The sequence below is a fragment of the Lacticaseibacillus kribbianus genome (genome assembly GCF_020180945.1).
Classification (GTDB): Bacteria; Bacillota; Bacilli; order Lactobacillales; family Lactobacillaceae; genus Lacticaseibacillus; species Lacticaseibacillus kribbianus.
On record NZ_JAIPUL010000001.1, the window covers coordinates 1,359,598 to 1,384,594 of the forward strand.

Annotated in this window: 18 protein-coding genes and 2 pseudogenes; 8 read left to right on the forward strand and 12 right to left on the reverse strand. The window is 54.5% G+C overall.

Annotation, left to right across the window (positions count from 1 at the left end; translation table 11 throughout):
• Positions 1-283: 283 nt before the first annotated feature.
• Both LE416_RS06520 and pepF read right to left on the reverse strand, forming a co-directional pair.
• Positions 284-673, reverse strand: coding sequence for a hypothetical protein (locus tag LE416_RS06520; RefSeq protein WP_225047657.1), 390 nt, complete (start codon positions 671-673; stop codon positions 284-286).
• Between the two features lie 406 nt (positions 674-1,079).
• Positions 1,080-2,882 (reverse strand): oligoendopeptidase F, encoded by a 1,803-nt coding sequence (gene pepF, locus LE416_RS06525; protein ID WP_225047658.1) that lies wholly within the window; start codon positions 2,880-2,882, stop codon positions 1,080-1,082.
• A gap of 178 nt (positions 2,883-3,060) precedes the next feature.
• Between pepF and LE416_RS06530 the strand changes: the two genes are divergently transcribed.
• Positions 3,061-4,077, forward strand: a complete 1,017-nt coding sequence (locus tag LE416_RS06530) for an IS30 family transposase (RefSeq protein ID WP_215649482.1) — start codon at positions 3,061-3,063, stop codon at positions 4,075-4,077.
• A 228-nt stretch (positions 4,078-4,305) separates the two neighbouring features.
• On the opposite strand, the gene LE416_RS06535 is transcribed toward LE416_RS06530, so the two are convergent.
• The 7 genes and pseudogenes from LE416_RS06535 to LE416_RS06565 form a co-directional block, all read right to left on the reverse strand.
• Positions 4,306-7,026, reverse strand: a complete 2,721-nt coding sequence (locus tag LE416_RS06535; protein ID WP_225047659.1) for an ATP-dependent DNA helicase — start codon at positions 7,024-7,026, stop codon at positions 4,306-4,308.
• A gap of 54 nt (positions 7,027-7,080) precedes the next feature.
• Positions 7,081-9,771, reverse strand: a pseudogene (locus LE416_RS06540) (type I restriction endonuclease subunit R); the annotation flags it as partial.
• Positions 9,772-9,831: 60 nt separating this feature from the next.
• Entirely contained in the window at positions 9,832-10,848 is a 1,017-nt protein-coding gene (locus tag LE416_RS06545) for an IS30 family transposase (RefSeq protein WP_063558467.1), read from the reverse strand.
• 103 nt (positions 10,849-10,951) lie between these two features.
• A pseudogene (locus LE416_RS06550) lies at positions 10,952-11,422 on the reverse strand (type I restriction endonuclease); the annotation flags it as partial.
• Positions 11,415-12,593: a restriction endonuclease subunit S gene (locus LE416_RS06555; protein ID WP_225047661.1), complete on the reverse strand. Its 1,179-nt coding sequence runs from the start codon at positions 12,591-12,593 to the stop codon at positions 11,415-11,417. The pseudogene LE416_RS06550 and the gene LE416_RS06555, both read right to left, overlap by 8 nt.
• Complete coding sequence (locus tag LE416_RS06560) at positions 12,583-14,109, reverse strand: type I restriction-modification system subunit M (RefSeq protein WP_225047662.1); 1,527 nt, start codon at positions 14,107-14,109, stop codon at positions 12,583-12,585. Before LE416_RS06560 ends, LE416_RS06555 begins: the two co-directional genes overlap by 11 nt.
• 306 nt (positions 14,110-14,415) lie before the next feature.
• Positions 14,416-15,447 (reverse strand): NAD(P)H-dependent amine dehydrogenase family protein, encoded by a 1,032-nt coding sequence (locus tag LE416_RS06565; RefSeq protein ID WP_225047663.1) that lies wholly within the window; start codon positions 15,445-15,447, stop codon positions 14,416-14,418.
• Between the two features lie 88 nt (positions 15,448-15,535).
• Here LE416_RS06565 and LE416_RS06570 point away from each other — a divergent pair, with 88 nt between their 5' ends.
• Complete coding sequence (locus LE416_RS06570; RefSeq protein ID WP_225047664.1) at positions 15,536-16,369, forward strand: MerR family transcriptional regulator; 834 nt, start codon at positions 15,536-15,538, stop codon at positions 16,367-16,369.
• A 151-nt stretch (positions 16,370-16,520) separates the two neighbouring features.
• Here the strand turns inward: LE416_RS06570 and LE416_RS06575 are convergent, their stop codons facing one another.
• Together LE416_RS06575 and LE416_RS06580 are read right to left on the reverse strand one after the other, a co-directional pair.
• Entirely contained in the window at positions 16,521-17,639 is a 1,119-nt protein-coding gene (locus LE416_RS06575) for a sensor histidine kinase (RefSeq protein ID WP_225047665.1), read from the reverse strand.
• On the reverse strand, positions 17,636-18,307 hold the full coding sequence (locus tag LE416_RS06580) for a response regulator transcription factor (protein WP_225047850.1): 672 nt from the start codon (positions 18,305-18,307) through the stop codon (positions 17,636-17,638). Before LE416_RS06580 ends, LE416_RS06575 begins: the two co-directional genes overlap by 4 nt.
• Before the next feature lie 88 nt (positions 18,308-18,395).
• Between LE416_RS06580 and LE416_RS06585 the strand changes: the two genes are divergently transcribed.
• From LE416_RS06585 to LE416_RS06595, 3 genes are all read left to right on the forward strand, one after another.
• Positions 18,396-19,163 carry an ABC transporter ATP-binding protein gene (locus tag LE416_RS06585; protein ID WP_225047666.1) on the forward strand — a complete coding sequence of 256 codons (768 nt, stop codon included), beginning with the start codon at positions 18,396-18,398 and terminating at the stop codon, positions 19,161-19,163.
• Positions 19,141-20,472, forward strand: coding sequence for an FtsX-like permease family protein (locus LE416_RS06590; RefSeq protein ID WP_225047667.1), 1,332 nt, complete (start codon positions 19,141-19,143; stop codon positions 20,470-20,472). The genes LE416_RS06585 and LE416_RS06590 overlap by 23 nt, the downstream gene beginning before the upstream one ends.
• A 272-nt stretch (positions 20,473-20,744) precedes the next feature.
• On the forward strand, positions 20,745-21,596 hold the full coding sequence (locus LE416_RS06595; protein WP_225047668.1) for an aldo/keto reductase: 852 nt from the start codon (positions 20,745-20,747) through the stop codon (positions 21,594-21,596).
• Here the strand turns inward: LE416_RS06595 and LE416_RS06600 are convergent, their stop codons facing one another.
• The gene (locus tag LE416_RS06600; RefSeq protein WP_225047669.1) at positions 21,597-22,478 is read right to left on the reverse strand and encodes a LysR family transcriptional regulator; all 882 of its coding nucleotides are present in this window, start codon (positions 22,476-22,478) and stop codon (positions 21,597-21,599) included.
• A 110-nt stretch (positions 22,479-22,588) separates the two neighbouring features.
• On the opposite strand from LE416_RS06600, the gene LE416_RS06605 reads away from it, so the two are divergent.
• The 3 genes from LE416_RS06605 to LE416_RS06615 are packed head-to-tail and all read left to right on the forward strand — an operon-like array spanning position 22,589 to position 24,902.
• Complete coding sequence (locus LE416_RS06605) at positions 22,589-23,155, forward strand: sugar O-acetyltransferase (protein WP_225047670.1); 567 nt, start codon at positions 22,589-22,591, stop codon at positions 23,153-23,155.
• Between the two features lie 33 nt (positions 23,156-23,188).
• Positions 23,189-23,833 (forward strand): NAD(P)H-binding protein, encoded by a 645-nt coding sequence (locus tag LE416_RS06610; protein WP_225047671.1) that lies wholly within the window; start codon positions 23,189-23,191, stop codon positions 23,831-23,833.
• Positions 23,834-23,861: 28 nt separating this feature from the next.
• Entirely contained in the window at positions 23,862-24,902 is a 1,041-nt protein-coding gene (locus tag LE416_RS06615; protein WP_225047672.1) for a zinc-binding dehydrogenase, read from the forward strand.
• Positions 24,903-24,997: the final 95 nt, after the last annotated feature.

Below are 24,997 nucleotides of genomic sequence, written 5' to 3' on the forward strand. Positions count from 1 at the left end.
ATATTAAAGGGCCTGGATATAGTAAAGAACAAGTGACCAGAAGCGTATGCAATTCCATTATTATTAAAAACTGCATGAATATTGCGAGAAATAATTCACAATGTACGCGTACCACGCCAGCCCCTTGAAGCGACTAATCGGCCAATTGTCGTCCGAAGACTCATCATAGTGCCGGCCCTCGAGCGAGCTTTCAACATCACTTTTATGCAACCACAAAAGAGGAGCCGCGCAAATGCGCGACTCCCCGCCTCAATCAGTCTTCAACTGTGCTGGCCGCGCCGGGCTACAACCGGTCGTCATCCCCGTCGCCGAGGCCGTCCCAGTCGTCGCCGTACGCCATCTGCTCGTCCTCGAGCCAGGCGTCGGAATCCTCGTTCTCGCCCGGAAAGGCGTCGTCGTCACGGTCGGCGGCCAAGGTGTCCTCATCCGTCTCATCGTCGTCGGTGCCCTCGAAGTCTGTCATCGGCGCCAAGTCCGCCGCGTCGTCCTGGCTCGCGGCCGCGTTCCGGATTGCCTGCTGCACCAGCTGCTCGGCCATCGCGTTGAGCTGCGGCTGCAGATTCACTATGGCGCGATCGACCGCGCGCTTGGCCTCATCCAGCGTCAGCGTCCCAGGGCGCTGCGCCGCCCGCCGCTTCATCGCGTTCTTACGCTTGCGTTTTGCTCGACTCATCGTTCGCCCTCCATTCGCGACAGCTCCGTCATCGTCGCCTCCACTCTACCGCCAACGCCCGCGCTTCGCAAGCGGCCGTCGCGCGCGCGGCGCCCTTCACGCGAAAAATCGAAAGACGGCTAGTGCCTATTCACAACTATGCGCAAGCAATCGCCCGAACCCGCGCCGTGACGGCATCGGCTCCGACGGACTGGATATGGCCGCGTGCAGGACATATTCACCCGGGCGCCGAAAACCTGCACTGTGCCTGGGTTCGCACCACCCCACGGCGCATAGTTTGCCATATGCACTAGCCACATTCGCGAGAATCGGGCAGGTCCGCCTCGGCGAGCGATGCCGCCACGCGAAGGGCGCGCCGGCAACCGAGGATGCCGATCACCGACGCGCCCTTTTTCAATTCACCGCCCTACGCCTTGAGCAGCGCCTCGAGCTGATCCAGCCGCAACTCGACCTGCGCGAACGCCGTCTCCAAGTATTCCGGCTTGGTGACATCGACACCGGCGCGCTTCAGCAGCTTCACCGGCGTGTCCGAGTTGCCGGCCTTCAGGAAGTCCTTGTACGCAGCCACCGCCGGCGCGCCCTCGGTCAGGATGCGCCGGGCCAGGGTCGTCGCCACCGCCTTGGACGTCGCGTACTGGTACATGTAGTAGTCGTAGAAGAAGTGCGGAATTCTGGCCCACTGCGCATGGGGCCAGCCCGTCGGCGTAACGCTCGGCCCGTAGTAGGCGGCCTCCAGCTCGTCCCACTTGGCGGTCAGCGTCTCCACCGTCAGCGGCTGGCCGCTGGCCTCTGTCTCGTACATGAACTGCTCGAACTCCGCGAAGCGCACCTGAGCGTAAAACGTGCCCAGGAAGTCCTCCACCTCGCTGCTCAGCAGGTAGATCAGCTTGTCCCGGTCGGCTTGGGACTGGTCCAACAGGTAGGCGTTGAGCAGGCTCTCGTTGGTGGTCGATGCGACCTCGGCGGTGAAAATCGGGTACTGCGCGTCCCAGTACGGCTGATTGGCGTCCGAGTACACGCTTTGCATCGCGTGGCCCGACTCGTGCGCCAGCGTGCTCATGGCATCGAAGCTGTCGGTCCAGTTGAGCAAAATGTACGGGTGCACGCCGTACGCCGCGTCCTCGAAACCGCCGGAGGTCTTCCCCCTGGTCTCCAGCACATCGACCCAGCGGTGCGCTAACTCGTCTTCCAGGTGGTCCCGGTAGTCGCGGCCGAGCGGTGCCAGCGCGGCCAGCGTCGTCGTCTTCGCCTCCTCGTACGTCGGCGCAAACGGCGGCTTGCCGCCGGTCAGCGGCACCGACAGGTCGTACCCGTACATCACATCTAGGCCCAGCGCCTTTTTCCGCAGCGCGTAGTAGCGGTGCGCCAGGTCCAGGTGCGCGTGGGTCTCCGCCACCAGGGTGTCGTAGACCGCCTCCGGGATTCGATTTTGCCCCAAGTCCATCGCCCGCGCCGAGTCGTAGTGCCGCAGCTGCGCCAGCGTGTTCTGGGCGTGCATGTGCGCCTGCAGGCTCTGCGCGAAGGTGAAGCGGTGCTGGTAGTACGCCTCCCCGAACTGCAGGGACGCCTGCCGCCGCTCGTCGCGCGTGCCGTTCTCGGCGATCAGGTACTGCAACCCCTTGGTCAGCGGCTGCGTTTTACCAGCAAAAACGATGCTGCCAAAGGCCAGGTCCGCGTCGTCGAGCGTGGACTGAATCGCCTCGGGCGCCGCAATCGTGGTGTCCAGCGCGGCGAGCAGGCGCTCCTCCCCCGGCGCCAGCACGTGGCCGACCTGCGTGCGAATGGCGGCCAGCGCGTGGCGGTACTGCGTCAGCGCCGGCTCGGCCGCCTCGAATTCAGCCAGCTTCACCTCGGGCAACGCCACAATCGCCGGCTCCAGCCAGGCCACCGCCTGCGCGAACGCGGTCGCAACTTGATCCGCGGTCGCCTCCAGCTGCTGGGCCTGCGGGTCGGTGGTGTCCTGGGCCACCGCCAGCATGGCGTATATGTTCATGCGGTCCACCAGTTCGCTGGCTGCGTAGTACGCCGCCAGGGTGTCTGCGAAGTGCTTGGGGTCGGCGGTGAAGATTGACTCCATCTGCGACAGTGCCTGCGACTTTGCCAAGACTTCGGTTACTGCCACCGAGATTGCGGCCTGGTTGGGGAATAGTGCGGTCAGGTTCCAGGTCAGGGACTCCGGGGCCTCGCTGCGTTTGAGTTGTTCTGTCATGTTAGTACTCCTTTCTATCGTTCATTCTGTACATATGTGTTCACTGTAGCATTCAAGACAATCGAAAGAAATATCTCCCCAGTTTACAATTCAAGTGCAACACCCTGACGACTAGACCATAAAGGCCATGAAGACCTATTCTTGTTAGTGCTAGCTAAACAAGAAAGCAGGAATCTTCATGACCCACTCTCAGACTAACACCCACAAGCATTACCAACAACTCAGTTTTAGCGACCGTGCTACAATTCAGGCCCTTCAGGCTGCTGGTGACACCGCGACCGTGATTGCACAGAAGCTTCATCGCAGTAAAGCGACAATCTCACGAGAAATCACGCGTGGATCTGTAACTCAGCTCGACTCGAAGCGTCACTCGCATCAAGTCTATCTTGCGGAAACTGCCCAAGCCATGCACGACCGTAAACGCGATAGAACCGGTCACTACGCCTTTCTTAAGACCGGCCGTGCGTTCTTCAAGGCTCTCGCCAGGGAGCTTACTCGTAAGCCGCGCGTACACAGCGTTGATAGCTTCGTACACTTCTATCGCGACCAGGGCAAGGCTTGCCCTTCAACGACAACTGTGTATCGCTACATCGACGCCGGGCTGCTTGAGCTAGACAACATGACACTTCCCAAGAAGCTCCGACGCCGCATCAAAGGCTATAAGAACGCCCACAAGCGCAAGAATAAGAAGATATACGGCGACTCAATCGAGTTGCGTCCTGCGGCCGTGAATGACCGCACAGGCGTGGGACATTGGGAAGGCGACTTGGTCAAAGGTATTCGCTTAGCTGATGAGCCAGCATTAATGACGCTCACAGAACGGTACAGCCGGACTCAGATCATCGTCAAGATTCCTGACTATCATGCGGACACCTGCCTTAAAGCCTTGCAGGACACGATCGACGACTACGGGGCCAAGGAATTTGAGAGTATCACTTTTGACAATGGTTCCGAGTTTGCCAAGTTATCAGAGATTGTTGGAACCCAGATTTACTTCGCACATCCGTACTCGCCTTGGGAGCGTGGCACAAACGAGAACGCCAATGGACTGCTTAGGGAATTCTTCCCGAAAGGGAAGTCTCTCAGAGCAATTACCCTGGTTGAAATTCAAGCAGTCCAATCCGCACTGAACCATCGTCCCAGACGTATTCTGAACTATCTTCGCCCATGCGATTACTACCGATGCATGGCGTAACAGCCTAGACCACTATCAAGAATTCGTTATCATCGTTGCACTTGACTTGAAAATTGAGGGAAAGAAATATCTTGAGATGAGACCGAGAGTAGCGCTCCAAAGTCAAACAGGAATCCAAGTACATCGAATGATTGACACAACTGACAAGCTGACAGCCTAACTCGTATTGCTAGATCTCGAAAAACCGCATTAGGAATTTGGAAATGAAAGGCCTACCCCTCACGAGGTTTATTTCATCATTGGTAGCGAAGAAAGTTGAGACAACAAGTGCGCATCTTTTGCAAAGTTTTTAACTGCCAGTCGTTCAAGCACAGACTTTTCAGTTTCAGGGCTCCAGTAAATTTTCAGCTTTTTCTTAGCCCGAGTAATAGCCGTGTAGAGAATATTTTGTGTGATTTTCTCCTCTGTCTCATTTGTAATCACAATTTTAACTGAATCATATTCTAGTCCTTGTGCTTTATGAATGGAGACAGCATACGCAATTTGGAATGGGACAATAGTAGAATCGTTATCCTGATCATCCTCATCGGTGCTTCGATATTTATTCACACAAAATGAAATAACTGACTTTCCCGACTCAGACTCTCCAATAAGTTCAAAGTCATATCCACTAGCATCAAACTCATTCAATGATTCTTCGAGTTCGATTTCAAACCAGATTTGTTGCTGTTCTGGGCGGATGTCAACAATTTTTCCTTTTGAATTATTGTGAATCAAAGGAGAAAAAACGTTGGATTCATTAAATAAAATTGGATCGCCTACTTTATAAGTATTTATTCCCCAATAAATACTCTTAGAAGGATTACTATTTTGCAGAAATCTATTGATATTGTTAATTCCATAAAGTCCATCGTAATTCAGACACAGAACAATTTCATCGCCTGCGCCGTGCTCAAAGATGGATTCGTCCAATCTCGACACATACCCGTTCTTGACTAATGGTTCTAGAATTGCATCATCAAGTTTGCGGACTCGATCCCAGACAGTCAGCAAATTCTGGTCAGTTGTACGATATGGATTATTCAATTCAAAAATGGATGTTTCAGGTACAAATTCTTTTGCAATACTAAACCAATTTCCGAAATAGACAGACTCAATCTGATAGATGTCGCCAACAAGGACAAGCAGTTTAAAGTTTGTTTTCTCTAAAACCTGTCGCATATCTTCATTGCTGACGGTACTACACTCATCAATAAAGAGGATATCGCATTCCGGGCGAATGTTCAGTTTCGAAAGAAATTTTGCAATCGTATGGTACTCGCTATTTCCAGCCGTGACTTTTCTGCGAATGTTATCTACAGCTGGATGCGTGTTGGCCAGGTATATCTTCGCTTTCTTGGCCCAAAAATTAGAAATATGATTGATTAGCGTAGATTTCCCAGTGCCAGCAGATCCGTAGATCAATGCAACATGGGATTTTGAAAACATCCGCCGAAGAGCCTCTTTCTTGCTCTTATCATCAATTGTATATGCCTCTCTTGATAGCCAAGAATCAACCGATCTCGTATATTGTGATACGCCAGTAGTCGCTAGCTGCTGTAGTGTTTTGATTATCACAGTGCTATCATCAACATGACTTTTGATGTAGAGATGGTTTTTATATTCTTCAATTCTACGTCCGATGTGTTTATAGTACAGTGAAGAGTTGTATTTCAAAACCAGCCTATCAATATTTTCGAAGCCATCAATTTTGTTTTTTGGTGTAAATAGCTGTTCCTCTACTTCCGTGTTGTTTTTAATGTATCTAGTAAACAATTCGTGTTCATGTCCGAAAACGGGAATAGATGCAAACAAATCAGATATTTTCGGGTTATGTCTTCGAAGCGATGTGCAATAAGGCATCTCATCAAATGGAATACAGCCATAATCCAAATAAAGATTCGACAGACGGCCGCATTTCTCATTTGAATACTGCCATCTGATAACACGGTTATTCATTCTTAAGAGCAAATATCTTAGTATGTTGGCACCCTGCTTATTACCGACTATAATATTTCGACACTGATCAAGCATTTCGTAAATACTAACCGATTGAACACCAGCTGTAACCTGATGTTTTATAGAATCATAGTAAGTTTGGTCGCTGCTCACCAGCTCAGTCAAAGACATCTTGACGCTTGAAAGGTATCTCATCAGCTCTTTATACTCATTGGAGTTAGTACTATGTCTCACTCTTGGCCCAAAGATTTCAGACAGATTATCCCACTCACACGGTCGAATTGATACATTATATCCATCGATCACGAGAATGGTCATATTCTTGTGTAGAATACGAATTGTATCAGTATGGAGCGAGAATTTCACGGCATAGTTATCAACAATTTCTTGTTTCGTAAATGCAATCACTCTATCGAATTTACTTGCATTGGAATTTGCAGCAGTGAAGGTTATCTCATAATATATTCTCTGATCAACGAAAAACGGTTTTACTTTTTTCACATAATACCGATCATTATAAGTTACCGGGTAACTGCATGAACTCGGATTTTCAATTCTTTCAGCAATTTTTGTAAAATAACTCGAAAGCTCTGCGTCAGTATTTATTGGAAAATCGCAAATGTTTTCAAGCACTTCAAAATCGAAATTCTTTTTCAGGTACATTTTAATTTTTAGTAGATGCTCGTAGTATTTGAGCATAAGACGTTCTGAACCATCCTTGTCAAGGGTATAATGCGATACCGATTTCTGTAGCATTTCATGAAATTTATAAAGGAATTGGAGATCACCTCGGCGCTGCACATTTTTCAAGGACTGCACATTTAAATTATAGTCATTGGGATCGACATCAAGATCATTAGAGCATACTTTGATCGCAACATATTCTACAAAATTACGAACTTGACTGAGAACATTTTGGCTTAAGAGTCCCCTATCAGTCGTAGCCAATCGAGAAATATTGTCGCAAATTACGCTATTTGTGTCTAAAATGGCCTTATCCACTTTAAGCATTTGAATAATTCCTCTTTCCTTCACGACAAAGTGTCCTTTGTCATGATCAATCGGTCAGTCATGATTTACGCTTTGGTTGAATGCCATCTTCTCGGCCTGTTCCACCACCGTATCTACGGCAGACTTCGTAAAGTCAGGCGGATACCCATACTTGCGCAGCAATCTCTTGACCGCGATTCGCATGCTTGCCCGCGCTGACTCGCGCTGTACCCAGTCCGTTCGCTGTGCAGATTCACGCACTTCCTTTACTAGCGCTCTCGCAATCTCTTGCAGCTTATCCGCACCTAATTCCTCAGCAGCACGTTTCTCATCGGCTAGCGCGTCATAAAACGCTTTTTCCTCAAGAGACAAGCCAAGATCCTGCCCCTCGGTCTCCGCCGCTTGCATTGTCTTCGCGAGTTCAATGAGCTTACGAATCACTAATTCGGTTGTCACACCACGCCGATTGTAAGCATCCAACGACGCCTCCAGCATGTCGCCAAACTTGCGCGATTGAACCAGGTTCATCTTGGTCATTGCCTTGATTTTGCCTTTGAGTAGACGTTCGAGCAGTTTCATCGCTAAACTCTTCTCCGGCATTTTTCCAACGCTGTCCAGAAAATCGTCAGAGAGTAAACTTAATTCCGGTCTCTCTAATCCTAGCTCTTCGTACAAATCAATCGGCTTATCTGCAAGGACCGACTGATTAACCAGCTGATCAAGCTTCAAGTTTAACTGGCTGTTGCCAATCTTGCGTCTGGAGTCAGTGGCAGTCTGCATCAACTTAATCAACGCGTTCTTAACCGCTACGAAGAATCCGACTTCCCCAGCAATCGCAACAGCTTGTTCCGTCGTGACAACTAGCGCATGTGCTTTCTGAAGCTGGACAACGGTGTCAGCAAATCTGTGTTGTTGATCTGGCTGAAGAGCTGCGACAGCGTTGAGCGCTGTGCGAAAGGCCTTCTGACTTGCCTTACGGTCTTCACTGGTGAAGCCACTGTAATCAACGTGGTACAGGTAGTCATTCGTGATGATGTCGTATTTCTCCTTCATCAGCGACACAGCCTTGTCCACGTTAATGCCTGTCTGCTCCTGGTCAGAATCAGAATATTGCTGCAGCGCGGTCTTCAGACTGTCAGCAATCCCAATGTAGTCAACAATCAGACCGCCATCTTTGTCTTTAAAAACGCGGTTAACACGGGCAATGGCCTGCATCAGGTTGTGCCCGCGCATCGGTTTATCAATGTACATCGTATTAACCGCAGGAGCGTCAAACCCTGTCAGCCACATGTCGACAACAATCACGACCTGGAGCTCATCTCGATCGTCCTTCATTCGCATCTGCAGCTTGCGACGGTCAGCTGCATTCGTGTGGTGTCTGGCAAGCTCCGGTCCATCAGAGGCGGCGTCGGAAGTCATGATGACCTTTATCTTGCCTCTCATCAAGTCGTCCGAATGCCAATTTGGTCGAATTCTGATAATTTCGTCATAGAGTTTTACCGCGTTACGACGTGACATTTCAACGATGATTGACTTGCCAAATTCACGCGCCTGACGCGCCTCAAAATGCTTTACAAAGTGCTTCGCCAGTACTTCCAAACGGCCTTTCGTACCAGCCAATCGCTCCAGCTTCGTATACTCGGCTCGACGTTTCTGCTCTTCTGTCTCCTCGCCAGCGTTGTACACGCCCGCCTCTTCCATAACCATCTCGTACTTATGTTGTACTTGGGGATCGAGATCTAACGGAATAATGTGGTTCTCGTAGTATATTCGTACCGTTGCGTGATCACGCACCGCCGCGGTCATATCGTACACGTCAATATAGTCACCGAACACACCGCGTGTCGACTTATCGCTGAAGTCAATCGGTGTACCGGTAAAACCGATGAACGAAGCGTTTGGTAATGCTTCTCGCATATATTGCGCGTAACCGTACTTCACCCCGTTCTTGGTAAACTTCGCCTTCAAACCATACTGCGAACGGTGGGCTTCATCAGAGATCACAATGATGTCAGACCGTGTATTGAGAACCGGCATTCTGTCTTCGTTATCTTCTGGTGTGAACTTCTGAATGGTGGAAAAGACAATACCCCCGCCCTTTCGCTCCAACAAGTCACGAACTTCCGTGCGCGATTTTGCCTGTTGTGGCGTCTGCCGCAGATAGTCATGTGCTGCAGCAAAAGTCTGCCCTAGTTGGTCATCAAGATCATTGCGATCATTCACAACCAGAATCGTCGGATTGCCCAGCTTGCGACTGACGATACCCGAGAAGAACACCATTGAAAGGGACTTGCCAGAACCTTGTGTATGCCAAACCACCCCGATGCGGTTGCTATCAGGGTTTTGGAGCGTTTTAGCCGCAGCATCGACTGCTTTGTTGACCATGTAGTATTGATGGTAGGCGGCGAGAACCTTGAAAGTCTTCGCCCCATCAGTCTCAAAAATAATGAAGTTTTGAATCAAGTCTAATACAACGTCACGCTTCATCATGTTCTTGATTAGCGTCTCCATTGCATAGACATCCAACTGCTTGTCATCGCGCTGCTCAGGTGATCGCCATTGCATGAAGCGGTCAAAGCCAGCAGACAGGGAACCCGTTTGCGCATTCACCCCGTCGCTAATGACGAGAATTTCGTTGTAAGCCATGTAGTCAGAAATATCTTGCTTGTAGGTCTGTAACTGGTTAAACGCATCTTCAATTCCTACATTAGCATTGGCCTGATTCTTCAATTCAAAAGTTACAAGTGGCAAGCCGCTTATAAATATCCCTCAATTTTCAAGTCAAGTGCAACGATGATAACGAATTCTTGATAGTGGTCTAGGCTGTTACGCCATGCATCGGTAGTAATCGCATGGGCGAAGATAGTTCAGAATACGTCTGGGACGATGGTTCAGTGCGGATTGGACTGCTTGAATTTCAACCAGGGTAACTGCTCTGAGAGACTTCCCTTTCGGGAAGAATTCCCTAAGCAGTCCATTGGCGTTCTCGTTTGTGCCACGCTCCCAAGGCGAGTACGGATGTGCGAAGTAAATCTGGGTTCCAACAATCTCTGATAACTTGGCAAACTCGGAACCATTGTCAAAAGTGATACTCTCAAATTCCTTGGCCCCGTAGTCGTCGATCGTGTCCTGCAAGGCTTTAAGGCAGGTGTCCGCATGATAGTCAGGAATCTTGACGATGATCTCAGTCCGGCTGTACCGTTCTGTGAGCGTCATTAATGCTGGCTCATCAGCTAAGCGAATACCTTTGACCAAGTCGCCTTCCCAATGTCCCACGCCTGTGCGGTCATTCACGGCCGCAGGACGCAACTCGATTGAGTCGCCGTATATCTTCTTATTCTTGCGCTTGTGGGCGTTCTTATAGCCTTTGATGCGGCGTCGGAGCTTCTTGGGAAGTGTCATGTTGTCTAGCTCAAGCAGCCCGGCGTCGATGTAGCGATACACAGTTGTCGTTGAAGGGCAAGCCTTGCCCTGGTCGCGATAGAAGTGTACGAAGCTATCAACGCTGTGTACGCGCGGCTTACGAGTAAGCTCCCTGGCGAGAGCCTTGAAGAACGCACGGCCGGTCTTAAGAAAGGCGTAGTGACCGGTTCTATCGCGTTTACGGTCGTGCATGGCTTGGGCAGTTTCCGCAAGATAGACTTGATGCGAGTGACGCTTCGAGTCGAGCTGAGTTACAGATCCACGCGTGATTTCTCGTGAGATTGTCGCTTTACTGCGATGAAGCTTCTGTGCAATCACGGTCGCGGTGTCACCAGCAGCCTGAAGGGCCTGAATTGTAGCACGGTCGCTAAAACTGAGTTGTTGGTAATGCTTGTGGGTGTTAGTCTGAGAGTGGGTCATGAAGATTCCTGCTTTCTTGTTTAGCTAGCACTAACAAGAATAGGTCTTCATGGCCTTTTTGGTCTAGTCGTCAGGGTGTTGCACTTGAATTGTAAACTGGGGCGCTTATAAATATCGTAATATCCGGCCGCCGTATACAATTACCCTGCTCCATCGTAAACTGGTTAGTCACTACAAAATCATTGGAGTCCACATCGTCGAAATTGATTGGTTTAAGAATATAGGTACGGTCTTGCCCATCTTCAGAAACTTTAACTTTTGCACCCTCAACGATTAGCCTATGTAGTTGATGGTTATTAGCCATCAAGTCAGGGCCATCTGTCACCAAATAAAACTGACGGACTGCCTCTTTATATATGGCGTCCTTCAGTCCTGGTGTATTGCGTTCTAGAGCGCTTCGCAAGCGTCGGTGCAAAATGACCTGTTTGTGGTCATTGTCACGTTCAGCATCAATGACGTCGTTGGGGTCTTTATAGCTTTGACTCCGGTAATCTTGATACCCCAAAAAGACCAGCGCATCGATTGCCTCTAGCTCAACATCTTGTTCGTTTGTAAATGATCTGGTGTTAGGCATTATTCATCACCGTTTCGATGTTTGATAGGTCGATGTCACCAGCAAGCAGTTTAGGCAAAAGCAAATTACGAAGCTCTGTTAGCTGCCGATTCTGTCTTTCATTAAGTGATACCTGTTCGAGCATAGGCTTCACCACATCTGTCACTGAAGCAATTTCACCTTTGTCGGGTAAGCCAACTTGATAGAGTTCAATGGCCTGCTTATCACCACGTGGCATCTTTGTCCCCTTACTCGTGGTAGTCACATAATCAAAAAATCGATCAGAATACAGTATTCCAAATAAGAATTCCGGTGTGACAACCGCACTATCAGCATGGAACGTTAAGACATCATTAGAGGCACCGCCCTTTCGATCAGCAAACCATATCTTTTTGAAATATGGTCTAATATTGCCGACTAGGATGTCTCCCGGGTCAACAGATCGAACCGACTTCACAGATGGATAGTCCTCTGCAGTGTTTAACCCGCGCTTATTTGCTCGCAGACTTGTATTTGACACATACGTATCCAACGAAATTTCATCTGTTGAAATATTCGCCTTACGACTACTGCTGAGCAGTGTCTGCAAATCGGTAATCTGTTCTGCTTTTAACGAAGCCACCATCACTATATTCGATGATAGTTTCAACAAATTACTATTAATCTGCTGATTAAGTTCAATTCTGCTATCTATGGCATCAAGGATTTGAACCATTCGGAGCTGAAAATCCAGTGTCGGTAATTCCATCCGCATGCTAAGTAGAATTGGAATTCGAATATTGCTTACCGTCGCACCGGTACCTTCGTTGAAGCCAATTTGATTTTGCATATATGATCCTTGCAAGTAGTAATATAAAAACTCGTTGTTCAATACGTCACTAACTGGCCTCAAACGAAGTGTCCGTTGTCCTAAAAAATAACGTACATCGTTACGTTTTATGATACCAACTTCACCCATAGGAGCTTCACGAGTTAAAATTACATCACCAACCTCAAGCGTCCCACGACGTGTCCACTTGTCATATGTTTCTTCAGTTACGCATTTCATTGTATCAGTCAACAAATGACCGTCACGAACGTTCGCAGTTCTAATCATCCTGTACTGAGTGTCGTTCTCAGCTACTGGTGCAGTAGAATGCAAAGTATCAACAACTTCAACCACATCGCCCAGACGATAATTTTTAGTTTCCACTATTAAGCCCTCGCAATACATTTAGAATCTTCTTCTGAAGCACGTCGCTATCTTCAAATTGATTCTGCAATTCACTGCTTATTTTTTTAATTTCGGCATCAAAGTCTTCAGCATTCATCTGTTCTTCTTCAACCAAGCCAACATATCGACCCGGCGTAAGAACATAGTCATTTCTTTCAATTTCTTCAAGCTTTGCCGATCTACAGAATCCCGGAATATCGTCATATTTTTCACCAGAAGTTCCTGTGTATGCATGATAAGTACCCGCAATTTTATCAACATCGTCACGGCTAAACTCCCTGTGAGTACGGTCAGTCATTGACCCCATTTCACGCGCGTCAATAAATAGCGTCTCACCAGTCCGATCACGCTCACCTACACTTGCCTGATTCATATCAAAAATCCAAACGGCGACAGGAATCGAAACCGAATAAAACATCTGAGATGGCATCGCCACAATCGCATCCACCTTATGATCCTCAAGTAGTGCCTTACGGATAGCAAGTTCATCTTTAACTGATGTGGACAGTGCACCGTTAGCGAGAACAATACCAGCTTTACCATCAGGTGCGAGCTTGCTTAGAATATGTTCAATCCAAGCATAGTTGGCATTGCTATTTCCAGGCATTCCCCACTTCCAGCGAGCATCGTCGATAACCTTATCCGCGCCCCAATCTTTGAAATTGAATGGTGGGTTTGCCAGCGCAAAGTCAAAACGTTCACCACAATGCTGATCATCTAATAACGTGTTAGCATTTCGTGGGCCAAGATTGTTGTCGATACCATGGATTGCCAGGTTCATCTTTGCTAAACGCCAAGTCGTCGGATTCCATTCTTGACCATAAACAGAAAGGTCAAGTATATTTCCTTGATGTTCGCTTACAAACTCTTCAGACTGGACGAACATTCCGCCTGAACCACAGCACGGATCATAGATTTTGCCACTGAACGGCTGAATCATATCTACCAACGTTCGAACAATCGAGCGCGGTGTATAGAATTCACCATCACCATTGGTTGCAAACTTGCGCAAGAAGAACTCGTAGACGCGCCCCAGCACGTCGTTCTTCCGCGACTCTTCATCCCCAACCTGCACATCAGTAAACAGATCAATTACTTCACCGAGCCGTTCCTTAGATAGGTCGTCAGATGCATAGTTCTTTGGCAGCACACCTTTGATGCTGTCATTCTCGTTTTCAATCGAGGTCATGGCAGAATCAATAATGGTTCCGACATCTGGCGTTTTGGCTGCCGCCGCTATTACAGACCACCGTGCATTCTCAGGTAACCAGAAAATATTTTTCTCGGCATACGCGTCGCGATCTTCAGCGTCTTCTGGGTACTCGGTTGCAACAAGCTCAGCGTGTCGTTCTTCAAATGTGTCAGACACGTACTTGAGAAAAATCAGCCCTAGCACAACATTCCGGTAAGTCGACTGATCCATAGACCCCCGCAACTTGTCACAGGCTTCCCAAAGCTTATCTTCAATCTTCAGTTCGTTGCTCTTAGCTGGCATCAAATTTTCCTCCAATGGCTTCTCAATAGCTTCATTCTACCTGATTTGGTCATTGAATATTCGGCTTCACGTAAAATTTTACGGCAGGCGCAGCCTATCTTATTTCGCGACATAGGGTCAGAAATTTTTTCCCGATTCATCCTTTCTCCGAACGTAGTATGGAACACTCAATATAGAAAAGTGGAAGTAAATATTAAGGCGAATTTCTTTGTCTCGACCAAAAAAGCCCTGAGTCTCCAAAATAAAAGGAGAACAGGACTTCATGACTACGAGCAAAGTACGTACACTCGGTCTGCGTGTCTAGTGCTACTTCACATAGCTCCCAAGCGGCGCCGACCGGTACCGCAGCCCGGGCAGCTGATCCACCGTCACAACCCCAGGTGCGGCATTGATCACGTCCGGAATCCGGTTGACGATGGTGGCGCAGGTATGGGCCACCGTGTCCGGCTTGGCCACTGCGAAGTCGACGTTCGGGGTGCCCTTCAGGTGCCACTCGCAGAGGTCGCCCTCACCCGGTTGGTAGACCTTGCCGATCGTCTGAAGCACCAGCGTCGGGCCCTGGTAGGTCTCAATGGTGCAGACCGCCGACATGCCGATGGCGTGGCCGGCCGGGATGTCCTCACCGGTGGTGTCGGAGTGCACGGTCTGGTCGGCCGTGACCGGCACGCGCTTTTCGCTGATGCTGCGGATCGTCCAGCCCAGGTGGCTGACCAGTTCCTCGCCGGAGTTCCACATGTAGGACGGGAAGCTTTCGACCTCCGTGATCTGGTGCTTGAAGTCATCCGGCGACAGGCCGACGCCGTGCGCCTGGGCCAGCGCGAGGCCGTAATCCTCGACGTTGTAGCTGACGGCGCCTTCGATGCGGTCGACCTGGTGCGCGCCGGCCATCACGGTCAGCGGCAGCTGGCTCCAGAAGATGTCCTGCATGCCGGAGCCGGTGATCGAGACGCCGTGGTCCTTGGCGATGCGGTTGAGCTCGTTGGTTTTTTGCGCCGAGGTGTTCCAGCTGTAGAACATCTCCTCGCTGGTGGTCACCACGTTGACGCCGTGCTCGAGCACGCGCTTGAAGTGTGCGAAGTTATCCGAGACAAAACTGAACAGCGTGACCACGGCGATGTCGGCGCTGACGGTGTCCAGCACCTGGTCGGCGTCGTCGGAGATGGTGATGCCGAGCTTGTGGTCGAGGCCGGCGAACTCGCCGACGTCCATCCCCACAATCGCCGGGTTGGTGTCGATGGCGCCGACGATCTCGGCGCCCTTCTCAAGCAGGTACGGCACGATCACCTTCGCCATGTTCCCGCAGCCGTACTGGATCACACGCACTTTTTGATTCGTCATTGAAAAGCCTCCCATAGATTGATTGCTCACTTTTGAACATAATTAAGTATAATGTCTATGGCAGGTAGAGAGTCAAGGAGGGACACTTGTGAACTTACTCAAAATTGGCGCGATGGCCAAGCTCAATCACATTTCGATTCAGACCCTGCGGTTGTACGACCAGGAAGGCCTGTTCTCGCCGGCCGAGCGCGACGCGGACACCGGCTACCGCTACTACACGCTGGCCCAGTGCCCGCAGCTGGACATGATCCAGTTCCTGCGCGGGCTCAGCTTCAGCCTGGCCGAGATTCGCACCCTGATGACCGCCCCGGACGCCAACCGCGCGCTGGCAACGGCGCTGGACGCCAAGCAGGCCAAGTTGGACGCCCTGACCGTGCGGATTCAGGAGCAGCGCCGGATTCTGAACGACTACCGGGCCAGCGAGGCCTACCAGATTAAGGGCCACCTGGACGCGACACCGCACCTCGAGCAGCGCCCCGAGCGGCGGCTTTTGACCCACGCGATTCGGGGCAACATCTACCAGATGGACGCGACCACCTACGAGCTGGCGCTGCGCGAGATGAAGGGCTACCTGGCCGAAAACGGCGTGGACGCGTTCTACTACCAGCGCGTCGGCTCGGTGCTGGACGGGCGCTACTTCACCGGCGACGCGCCGCTGGTTGCCGACACCATGTTCGTCATGGCGGCGGGCCACCGCGGCCTGCCGACCAAGGTGATGCCGGCCGGCCCCTACCTCACCACGTACTGCGACCGCTTCGAGGACGAGATTGCGGCGATCGGCCGGCTCAGGCGGGCGGTGCAGGGCGGGCACTACCGGGTCTGCGGCGACTACCTGTGCGAGGTGCTGACCGAGGCGCCGAACCTGGCCGGCGACTCGCGGCACATGTTCCTAAGGCTGCAGCTGCCGGTGCGGGTGGGGTGAGCCCCTCGCCCGTCCTGAGCCAGAATGAGCCCTTAACCGCCAAGGAAAAATGGCCCGACCCGTACCGACACTGGATAATGCCAACGCTACGCGTGCCGATTTATTTTGGCTGGGTCAATCAGCGCACAGGCACCGCAACCATCACCACGTGCTACTGCTGATTCTCAGAGCCCTTGGCTTGCTTCGGCGGACTCGGCTGCTGGCGGAACCATTGATACGACGACGTGCCATGACCAACCGTCTCGTCTTGCTGGTCGAAGTAACTCAGCCGTGGAAAATGCAGCGTGACTGCGGTCCCGACGTGCGGCGTCGAGGCAATGGTGAGGTGATGTCCCAGGCGTTCACTCAACCGCTGGGCTAGGTACAGGCCTAAGCCGGTTGACTTGGTGTCGTTGACGCGGCCGTTGGTGCCGGTGAAGCCCTTGTCGAACACCCGGGGCAGCTCATCCGCAGCGATGCCGATGCCGTCGTCCTGGATGGTCAGCGTTACCTCATTGGCCAGCGACGCGAGCGTCACCGTAATGTGGCCACCGGGCGCGGTGTACTTCAGCGCGTTGGAGAAAAGCTGCGTCAGGATGAAGCGCAGCCACTTGCCGTCGGTCACGACCTGCAAATCATCCCCTTCGATTGCGACGCTGAGGCGACCCTGAATGAATTCGTCGCGCAAGCCGACGATCACCTGCTCAACCTGCGCCTGAAGAAAACACGTCGCAAGCAGGTAATCGTGGGCAAAGCTGTCCATTCGCGCGTAGTAGAGGACCTGCGCCACGTAATGATCAACGCGCCTCAGCTGATGGTGCAGCGCCGATTTCGTCGCAAAATCCGTCGCCTCGTCGGCCAGCAAGCCGGCAGCCGCCAGTGGCAGCTTAATCTCGTGCACCCAGGACTCGATGAAGGCTGCCTGGTCTTGATGGGCCACAAGCAGGTGGTTGTATGACTCGCGATGCGTCAACTGCAGGCGGTCAACCGCCGCGGCCACCTCCCGCTGGTAAGCCGTTCGCCCCACCAGCGGGGTGTCATCGCTCGCCTGAACCGCCGCCAAGCGGTCCAGGAAGCGGCGCGCGCGGCGGTACTGGCGCCAAAGATTGCCCGCTCCGGCCAGGAGGCTCAACGTTGCGATGTACACCAGCGTCGCCGCGCGCACCTGCTGAAGCGGATCCAGCCACAGACCAAAGCAAAAAAGACCGACGCCGCCGCAAAGCAGGGCAATATCGATCCGACGATCTTTGAGGTACGCGAGAAAAGACATCCGATTCTTTTCAATCATCATGGCACCATGTAGCCCTGGGCGACCCGGGTGACGATGTACTGATCAACGCCCGCCGCGGCAATTTTTTGCCGCAACCGGGAGATGTTGACCGTCAGCGTGTTATCGTCCACGAAGCGCTTATCCTGCCACAGCTTGTTGAGCAGTTCGTCGCGGGTGACGATGTGGCCGTGGGCGCGCATCAGAAGCCACAGCAGTTGAAATTCGTTGGTTGACAACGTGATCTGCTGCTCCCCGACAAGCACCTCGCGCGTTTGGACATTGAGGCTCACACCGTTGTGGGCCAGTGCGGTCGCGTCGTCGCGGTACTGATACGTGCGCCGCAGCATCGCGTTGACTTTGGCGATCAGAACGTCCATGTCGAACGGTTTTTGGATGTAGTCATCGCCGCCGAGGTTCATTGCCATAATCTGGTCGGCATCCGCATCGCGACTCGAGATAAAAATGACCGGGACCTGGCTGAAGTCACGGATTTTCTGCATCCAGTAGAAGCCGTCGTACACCGGCAGATTAATGTCCAGCAAGATCAACTCGGGACGGCGGTCGGCAACCTGGCGCTCGATGGTCGTGAAATCGGTCACCACCTGCACCTCAAACTGCCACTTGCGCAGGGCCTTGGCTAACAGCTCGGCAACCGTGCCCTCGTCTTCAATCAGCATGATTTTCACCATCGGCATCGCTCCCCTTCTATACTTAGCTTAGCGGTTTTGCGTGGCCATCTCAAGCGGTGTTATGATGGTTCAAAGGGGGATGATTGCAGTGGCATTCGTTCGGATTCAGCACCTGACCAAACGCTACGGGCAGCACCGGGCAGTGCTGAACGACTTCAGCCTAGATGTCGCAGCCAACGAGTTCGTCGGCGTTATGGGCCCAAGCGGGGCGGGCAAATCAACCCTGCTCAATATCATTGCGACCCTGACGAAGCCGACTTCAGGCACCGTGCATGTTGGCGACCAACCGGTGACACAGTGGGGCGACGCCAAAAGCGCCGCATTTCGCCGCACCCAGCTTGGCCTGATTGTGCAGACGTTCAACTTGATTCCAGAGCTGACGGTTGCGGACAACCTCGCGCTGCCGCTGACCATGCTGCCGCCGCGGCCCAAGGATCTGGCCGAGCGGGTAGCCCAGGTTGCAGATCAGTTCGGCCTCGAGCCGTTGCTGACCCAGTACCCCCACCAGCTGAGCGGCGGCCAACAGCAGCGCGTCGCCGCTGCGCGCGCCATCATCACCCGGCCCCGCCTGATTCTGGCCGATGAGCCGACCGGCAGCCTCGATTCACATGCCGCAACCACCTTCTTGCAGCACCTAGACTGGCTGCATCGTAGGGCCCAGACGACCATCCTGATGGTCACGCACGATGCGTTCACCGCAAGCTTTTGTGACCGCATCGTCTTCATTAAAGACGGGCAATTCTTCGCCGAGGTCACGCGCCACGGCGACCGAGAAGCTTTTTTCGAGCGAATCATCGACATGGCCGCGACCATCGGCGGGGGAAGGCGGCAGGATGCGACATTCAATCAAGACTAGGCTGGCCCTCCACAAGGCCTTGGGCCGGGTGCTGGTCTTCGCCGGCGGGACGCTAGCGGCCGTCTTGTACGCGCTGCTCGCAATTCTGGCCGACCCGGCAATCACCCAAGCGACCATGCCGACCACGGCACGGCTCATCGCACAATGCCTGTGGCCCCTCGTTGAGATACTCGGAGGACTTGAGGTGCTGGTCATGGCGTACCTCTACCAGGTGATGCTATCCCGCTACACGTCCGAGTTTCGCCTGTACCGAACGATTGGAATGCCGCGGTGGTACCTCGCCTGCCAGCTGATCGGCGATAATCTCGTCTGGGCGGTACTGACCGTCGGCTTCGGAATCGTCTTTGGCATCCTCACCTCTAAATTTTGGGTCATGTGGCTGGTGCGGATGATGGCACTGCCGCTGAGCACCGGTATCCTGTGGTCGGGACGTGCGGCGGGCCTGCTGCTGATCGGCTACACCCTTGGCTACGCTGCGCTGGCCGTGAGCGGCTGGCTGCGGTTGGGCCAGCCAGCCAGCGGTCGCGATGGCGGCCGTCGCGCACGCCCTGACCCGACCCGGTGGTGGTGGATTGCGGCTGCCTTGTCCCCGCTAGGCTTAGGCGTCGGCGATTACGGACTGGGTCACTGGGCGGCCTCCCCATTAGACGACGCCGCCTGGTTTGGTCTGGCACTGATTGGCCTGATTGGGACCTGCGCCGCCACGCTGCCAGCAGCGTTGGCTCTGCTGGCCAGGGCGTCCGCCGTCAGACGGCGGGCGGCATGGCTATTAGGTGTCACCACCAGTCGCGAGTTCTTGCGGCACCACTGGCTGACGATGAGCCTGGCCGCGGGTCTGCTGAGCGGCGCGTTCGTGCTGCTGATTGCCGGCCTGATCCAGTACCAGGCACTGCACACGGCAAGGCCGCTGGTGCCCTTCCTGAGCGCATTGATTCCCGTCAACGGTGTCGGAATCGATGCCGTCGCCGGGATCTCCTTATTCACCACCACCGTAATCGGGTTGGCCACCATCATTGCAACGGCCATCATCCTCGGTCTTGCGCAACGCTTGAACGGTCTGGCAATCAGCAACACAGACACGCTTTCCCAGCTGGGCATGCCTCAGACCCTGCTGAGCTGGATTGAACGGTTGGAGGCGCGCTTAGTCGGTGCCCTGCCGCTGACGTTGGGGGTGCTGAACGCCAGCCTCATTCTGGGCGGAAAAATGACGGCGCTGCTTAAGGAAGCCAACGCCGCTTGGTTCATCATCGCAGCCTTCATCCTGTACCCACTCGCAATTCAGACGACCCGGCGAACTGCGCACGTGTAGCCGAAAAGTCCACGTTCGCGCCAACGAATCCAACACAATCCGCCCTCTTGGGTAGACAAGCCACTCGGAAACGCTTGCCTTCCTGAGCGGGCGTTTTTGTGCAGACCGAAAAGATGCGAGGTGCACCGTAACCGCACGCGGCGGGCTGGGATTTGTGACCCGCCGATCACCACATCAATACGTTTTGGCTATGAATTAACGTTCGATATAAGCATTAGACTTGGCGGCCGAAACGCCATAAGCTGTATCCGCAATCGAATGGAGGTCCCATCATGAAGCAGATTCAACTCAACAACGGCGTGTCCATGCCGCAGCTCGGCTACGGCGTCTTTCAGATTGACGACTTAGCGCAGTGCGAGCAGGCCGTGCTTGACGCCCTGCAAACCGGCTACCGACTGATCGACACCGCGGCCACCTACGGCAACGAGGCCGCCGTCGGCCGCGCCATCGCCAAAAGCGGCGTCCCGCGCCAGGACATTTTCGTCTCCAGCAAGGTCTGGATTCAAGATACCGGCTACGAGAAGACCATGGCCTCGTTTCAAAAGACGCTCGCTAACCTGCAGACGGACTACCTCGACCTGTACTTGATTCACATGCCCTACGGCGACTATTACGGCAGCTGGCGGGCGATGACGGAACTATACCGGGCCGGCAGAATCCGCGCAATCGGCGTCTGCAACTTCCTGCCCGACCGCCTGGTTGACCTGATTCAGTCCTTCGACGTTATGCCCGCGGTCAACCAGATCGAACTGCATCCGTTCTCTCAGCGCCGCGCGCTGCGCGACCTGATGGCCAAGTACCGCATCGCGCCGATGGCCTGGGCACCGTTCGCCGAGGGCCGCAATGACCTGTTCACGCACCCGGTGCTCAAGGCAATCGGCGACCGGTACGGCAAAACCCCCGCTCAGGTGACGCTGCGCTGGCTGCGGCAACGCAACATCATCGCCATTCCCAAGTCGGTTCACCTGGCGCGAATTCGGCAGAACTTCGCCGTCGATGACTTCACGCTGTCCGGGGCAGACATGGCGGCCATCGCCGCGCTCGACACCGGCCACCCCCTGATTCTGGCGGTCGACACCTGCGAGGAGGCCTACCGCCTGCACCACATCACGTTCGTTCAGTGATCACGCGTTGCCGGGCATGAGGGCCTGCATGGGCGCCAAGAAGGCGCGTGCCGCAGGCGAAAGCTGCCCGGCCCTGGGCCAGATCAGGCTGGCGTGCCCCTCCAGCCGCGGGGCCAGCGGCACGAACCGCAGATCGGTGTTTGCGGTGTTGATGATGCCGTCCAGGCACAGGGCCACGCCGACGCCGGCGCTCACCATGATGCTGGCGTTGTACAGCAGATTGTAGGTGGCCACGACGTGCAGGCGATTCTCACTAGCGCCCAGCCAATCCCCCAGGAGGTCGAGGCTCCCCGTCTGCTGCGGGGCGATCACCGGTTGGTCGCGCAGGTCCGCCACCGTCACACTGGCTCGCTGGCCCAGCGGCGAATCGCGCCCCACCAGCACTCCCCAGCCGGTGGTGCCGGGCAGGTTAAGGTAGTGGTAGTCGGTCTTATCGGTCGGCTCCATGACGACCCCGAAGTCCAACAGCCCGGTTGCCATCCGGGCGTGGACATCGTTGGCGTCGGTGCTGTAAACATTGGCGGTGACGTGCGGCGCCGTCTCGCGCAGCCTGCCGATTGCCGTCGCGACCGTCGCCATCATCGGCGCCTCCGCGCTACCGATCGTGATGTTGCCCGTCACCTCCTGGGTCCGCTGCACGTTGGCGATGGTTTTGTCCGCCAGCGAGACGATCTGCCGCGCCTGGTGAACGAAGTAGTCGCCGGCGCTGGTCAACGCGATGCTCCGGCTCCCGCGCTCGAACAGCGTGACCCCGAGCTCGTCCTCCAAGTCGTGCAGCTGCCGTGAGATTGTCGGCTGCGACACGTGCAGCTTCTCCGCGGCGTGCGAGATGTTGCGCTCGTCGACAACCGTCAAAAAGTAACGCAAAACACGTAGTTCCATCCGTCCGTCCTCCATGCATTTTGAACATAGTATAGCATTCAGCATAGATATTAGTCAGGAGGACGGATCCCAGTTATACTCATGACTGTCACCAACAAGGAGGCCCATCAATGACAATTCCGTTACCAGAGCTAATCGACTTCGGCGCGGTGCAGTGGCAAGGCGACACGCCGCGCCAGATCGACGCAATCGTCGCCCGCGCCAGCCGCGCCCTCCTCGCGTTCAACCAGTCACAAAGCGAGGCGGCGCGGCGCGAATTACTCAGTCAGCTTTTCGCGGCGCCGCTGGCCCAGGATTCGGTGATCAACCCGCCGTTTCAGACCGACTTCGGCGCGCACACGTTCATCGGCCGACACGTCTTCATCAATCGGGATTGCTTCTTCGTCGACCTCGGCGGCCTCTACATTGAAGACCACGCCTTGATTGGGCCCCGGGCCATGTTGATCTCAGTCGGCCACAACGAAGACCCGGCCCATCGCCGCGACCTGGTGCTGAAGGCCGTTCGCATCAAGCGCGGCGCATGGCTCGGCGCCAACGTGACGGTGCTGCCGGGGGTGACCATCGGCGAGAACGCGATTGTCGGGGCCGGCGCGGTCGTCACGAAGGACGTGCCGGCCAACACCGTGGTCGCCGGCGTCCCCGCGAAGGTCATTCGCACCATTCAAAAGGCGCAATGACGCATGATTAAGGACAAAAAAGGAGTGTGTTGAATGGCACATATTTTGATTGTCGGGGCGAACGGCGCCACCGCAAGAATCGTCACCGAACGGCTGTTGAGGGAAACCACCGACACCCTGGTGCTGTACCTGCGCAACGCCCGGCGCCTGGCGCGGTACGCCGGCAACGCGCGGGTGACCGTCATCGAGGGCGATGCGACTGATGTTCCCGCGCTGACCGCCGCGATGGTCGGCATCGACCTCGTGTACGCCAACCTCGGCGGGACTGCGCTGGCCAGCACCACCAACGCGCTGGTGGCCGCCATGAGCGCGGCCGGCGTCGCCCGCCTGATTTTTTACAGTGCCCTCGGTGCCCTTCACGAGGTGCCCGGCAAGTTCGGCGCATGGAATGAGCAGGCGATTGCCGCCTACCTGCCGGGGTTCCGCGAATCCGCCAAGATTCTGGCGGCGCATCCCGCGCTCAATGCGACGCAGATTCGCCCCGCTTGGCTGACCGACCGGGACGAAATCGACTACGAAACCACCAGTGCCGACGACCCATTCAGGGGCACGGAGGTCTCCCGGCAAAGCGTGGCCGATTTCGTCGTGCGCCTGATTAAGGACCCAACCCTGTACCCCAACGACAGCATCGGCCTGAACAAGCCCAACACCGACGGCGACAAGCCGGCCTGGATGTAACCATCACAATACAATGGAGGTTTTCAGCATGAAGGACACAATTTTTATCCAACCCGGCCAGGTGGCCATCGAAAACGTCGCCAAGCCCAGCATTCAATTCCCAGATGACGTCATCATTCACGTCCTGCGCGCCTGCGTCTGCGGCTCCGATCTCTGGGGCTTCCGTGGCCAGGACGACATGGCCGCGCACGCCCAAAACAGCGGTCACGAGGCGATCGGCGTCGTTGACACCGTGGGCGACGCCATCACCACGCTGGTCCCCGGCGACTTCGTGATCGCGCCGTTCACCCACGGCTGCGGTCACTGTGCCGCCTGCCGCGCCGGTTTTGAAGGGGGCTGCCTCAGCCATGAGGACAACTTCAGCAACGGGGCGCAGGCGGAGTACATGCGCTACCAGCACGGGGAATGGTCCCTGATCAAGGTGCCCGGCAAGCCTGAAGATTACAGCGAGGAGATGCTGAAGTCCCTGCTCTCCCTGGCCGATGTCATGGCGACCGGCTACCACGCCGCCCGCACCGCGAACGTCAAGCCGGGCGACACCGTTGTCGTTGTCGGCGACGGCGCCGTCGGACTGTGCGGCGTGATTGCGGCCCAGATGCGCGGGGCCAAGCGCATCATCATCATGAGCCGCCACGCCGACCGCCAAAAGCTGGCCATCGAATTCGGCGCCACGGACGTCGTTGCGGAACGCGGCGACGACGGGGTCGTGAAGGTGATGGCCTTGACCCAGGGCGTTGGCGCCGACGCCGTGCTTGAGTGCGTCGGCACGGAACAGTCCGTGGACACCGCCGTCAAGGTCGGCCGTCCGGGCGCCACGATTGGCCGCGTTGGGGTTCCCCACAACCCGAAGATGGATCTGACCCCGCTTTTCTTCCGCAATACCACCATCGCCGGCGGCCCGGCCTCGGTGACCACCTACGACAAAAAGCTACTGCTGGATGCCGTGCTCAAGGGCGAGATTCATCCGGGGAAGATCTTCACGAAGAGCTTCAAGCTCGACGACGTCCAGGCGGCCTACGAGGCGATGGACCGGCGTGAGGCAATCAAGTCGTACCTGATTGTCGATTAACGTGCTTTCGCACCGTCAGCCAAGCGTCGCCGACACGTCGAATCGCCAGCAGGGCTCACCCCTGCTGGCGATTTTGGTGTGCGCACGAAAAAAAT

Bases quoted from the DNA above. Each gene is read 5' to 3' on its own strand.
- LE416_RS06520 (WP_225047657.1), bottom strand. From the start codon at position 673: ATGAGTCGAGCAAAACGCAAGCGTAAGAACGCGATGAAGCGGCGGGCG.
- pepF (WP_225047658.1), bottom strand. From the start codon at position 2,882: ATGACAGAACAACTCAAACGCAGCGAGGCCCCGGAGTCCCTGACCTGG.
- LE416_RS06530 (WP_215649482.1), top strand. From the start codon at position 3,061: ATGACCCACTCTCAGACTAACACCCACAAGCATTACCAACAACTCAGT.
- LE416_RS06535 (WP_225047659.1), bottom strand. From the start codon at position 7,026: ATGCTTAAAGTGGATAAGGCCATTTTAGACACAAATAGCGTAATTTGC.
- LE416_RS06545 (WP_063558467.1), bottom strand. From the start codon at position 10,848: ATGACCCACTCTCAGACTAACACCCACAAGCATTACCAACAACTCAGT.
- LE416_RS06560 (WP_225047662.1), bottom strand. From the start codon at position 14,109: ATGCCAGCTAAGAGCAACGAACTGAAGATTGAAGATAAGCTTTGGGAA.
- LE416_RS06565 (WP_225047663.1), bottom strand. From the start codon at position 15,447: ATGACGAATCAAAAAGTGCGTGTGATCCAGTACGGCTGCGGGAACATG.
- LE416_RS06575 (WP_225047665.1), bottom strand. From the start codon at position 17,639: ATGATGATTGAAAAGAATCGGATGTCTTTTCTCGCGTACCTCAAAGAT.
- LE416_RS06580 (WP_225047850.1), bottom strand. From the start codon at position 18,307: ATGGTGAAAATCATGCTGATTGAAGACGAGGGCACGGTTGCCGAGCTG.
- LE416_RS06590 (WP_225047667.1), top strand. From the start codon at position 19,141: ATGCGACATTCAATCAAGACTAGGCTGGCCCTCCACAAGGCCTTGGGC.
- LE416_RS06595 (WP_225047668.1), top strand. From the start codon at position 20,745: ATGAAGCAGATTCAACTCAACAACGGCGTGTCCATGCCGCAGCTCGGC.
- LE416_RS06600 (WP_225047669.1), bottom strand. From the start codon at position 22,478: ATGGAACTACGTGTTTTGCGTTACTTTTTGACGGTTGTCGACGAGCGC.
- LE416_RS06605 (WP_225047670.1), top strand. From the start codon at position 22,589: ATGACAATTCCGTTACCAGAGCTAATCGACTTCGGCGCGGTGCAGTGG.
- LE416_RS06610 (WP_225047671.1), top strand. From the start codon at position 23,189: ATGGCACATATTTTGATTGTCGGGGCGAACGGCGCCACCGCAAGAATC.
- LE416_RS06615 (WP_225047672.1), top strand. From the start codon at position 23,862: ATGAAGGACACAATTTTTATCCAACCCGGCCAGGTGGCCATCGAAAAC.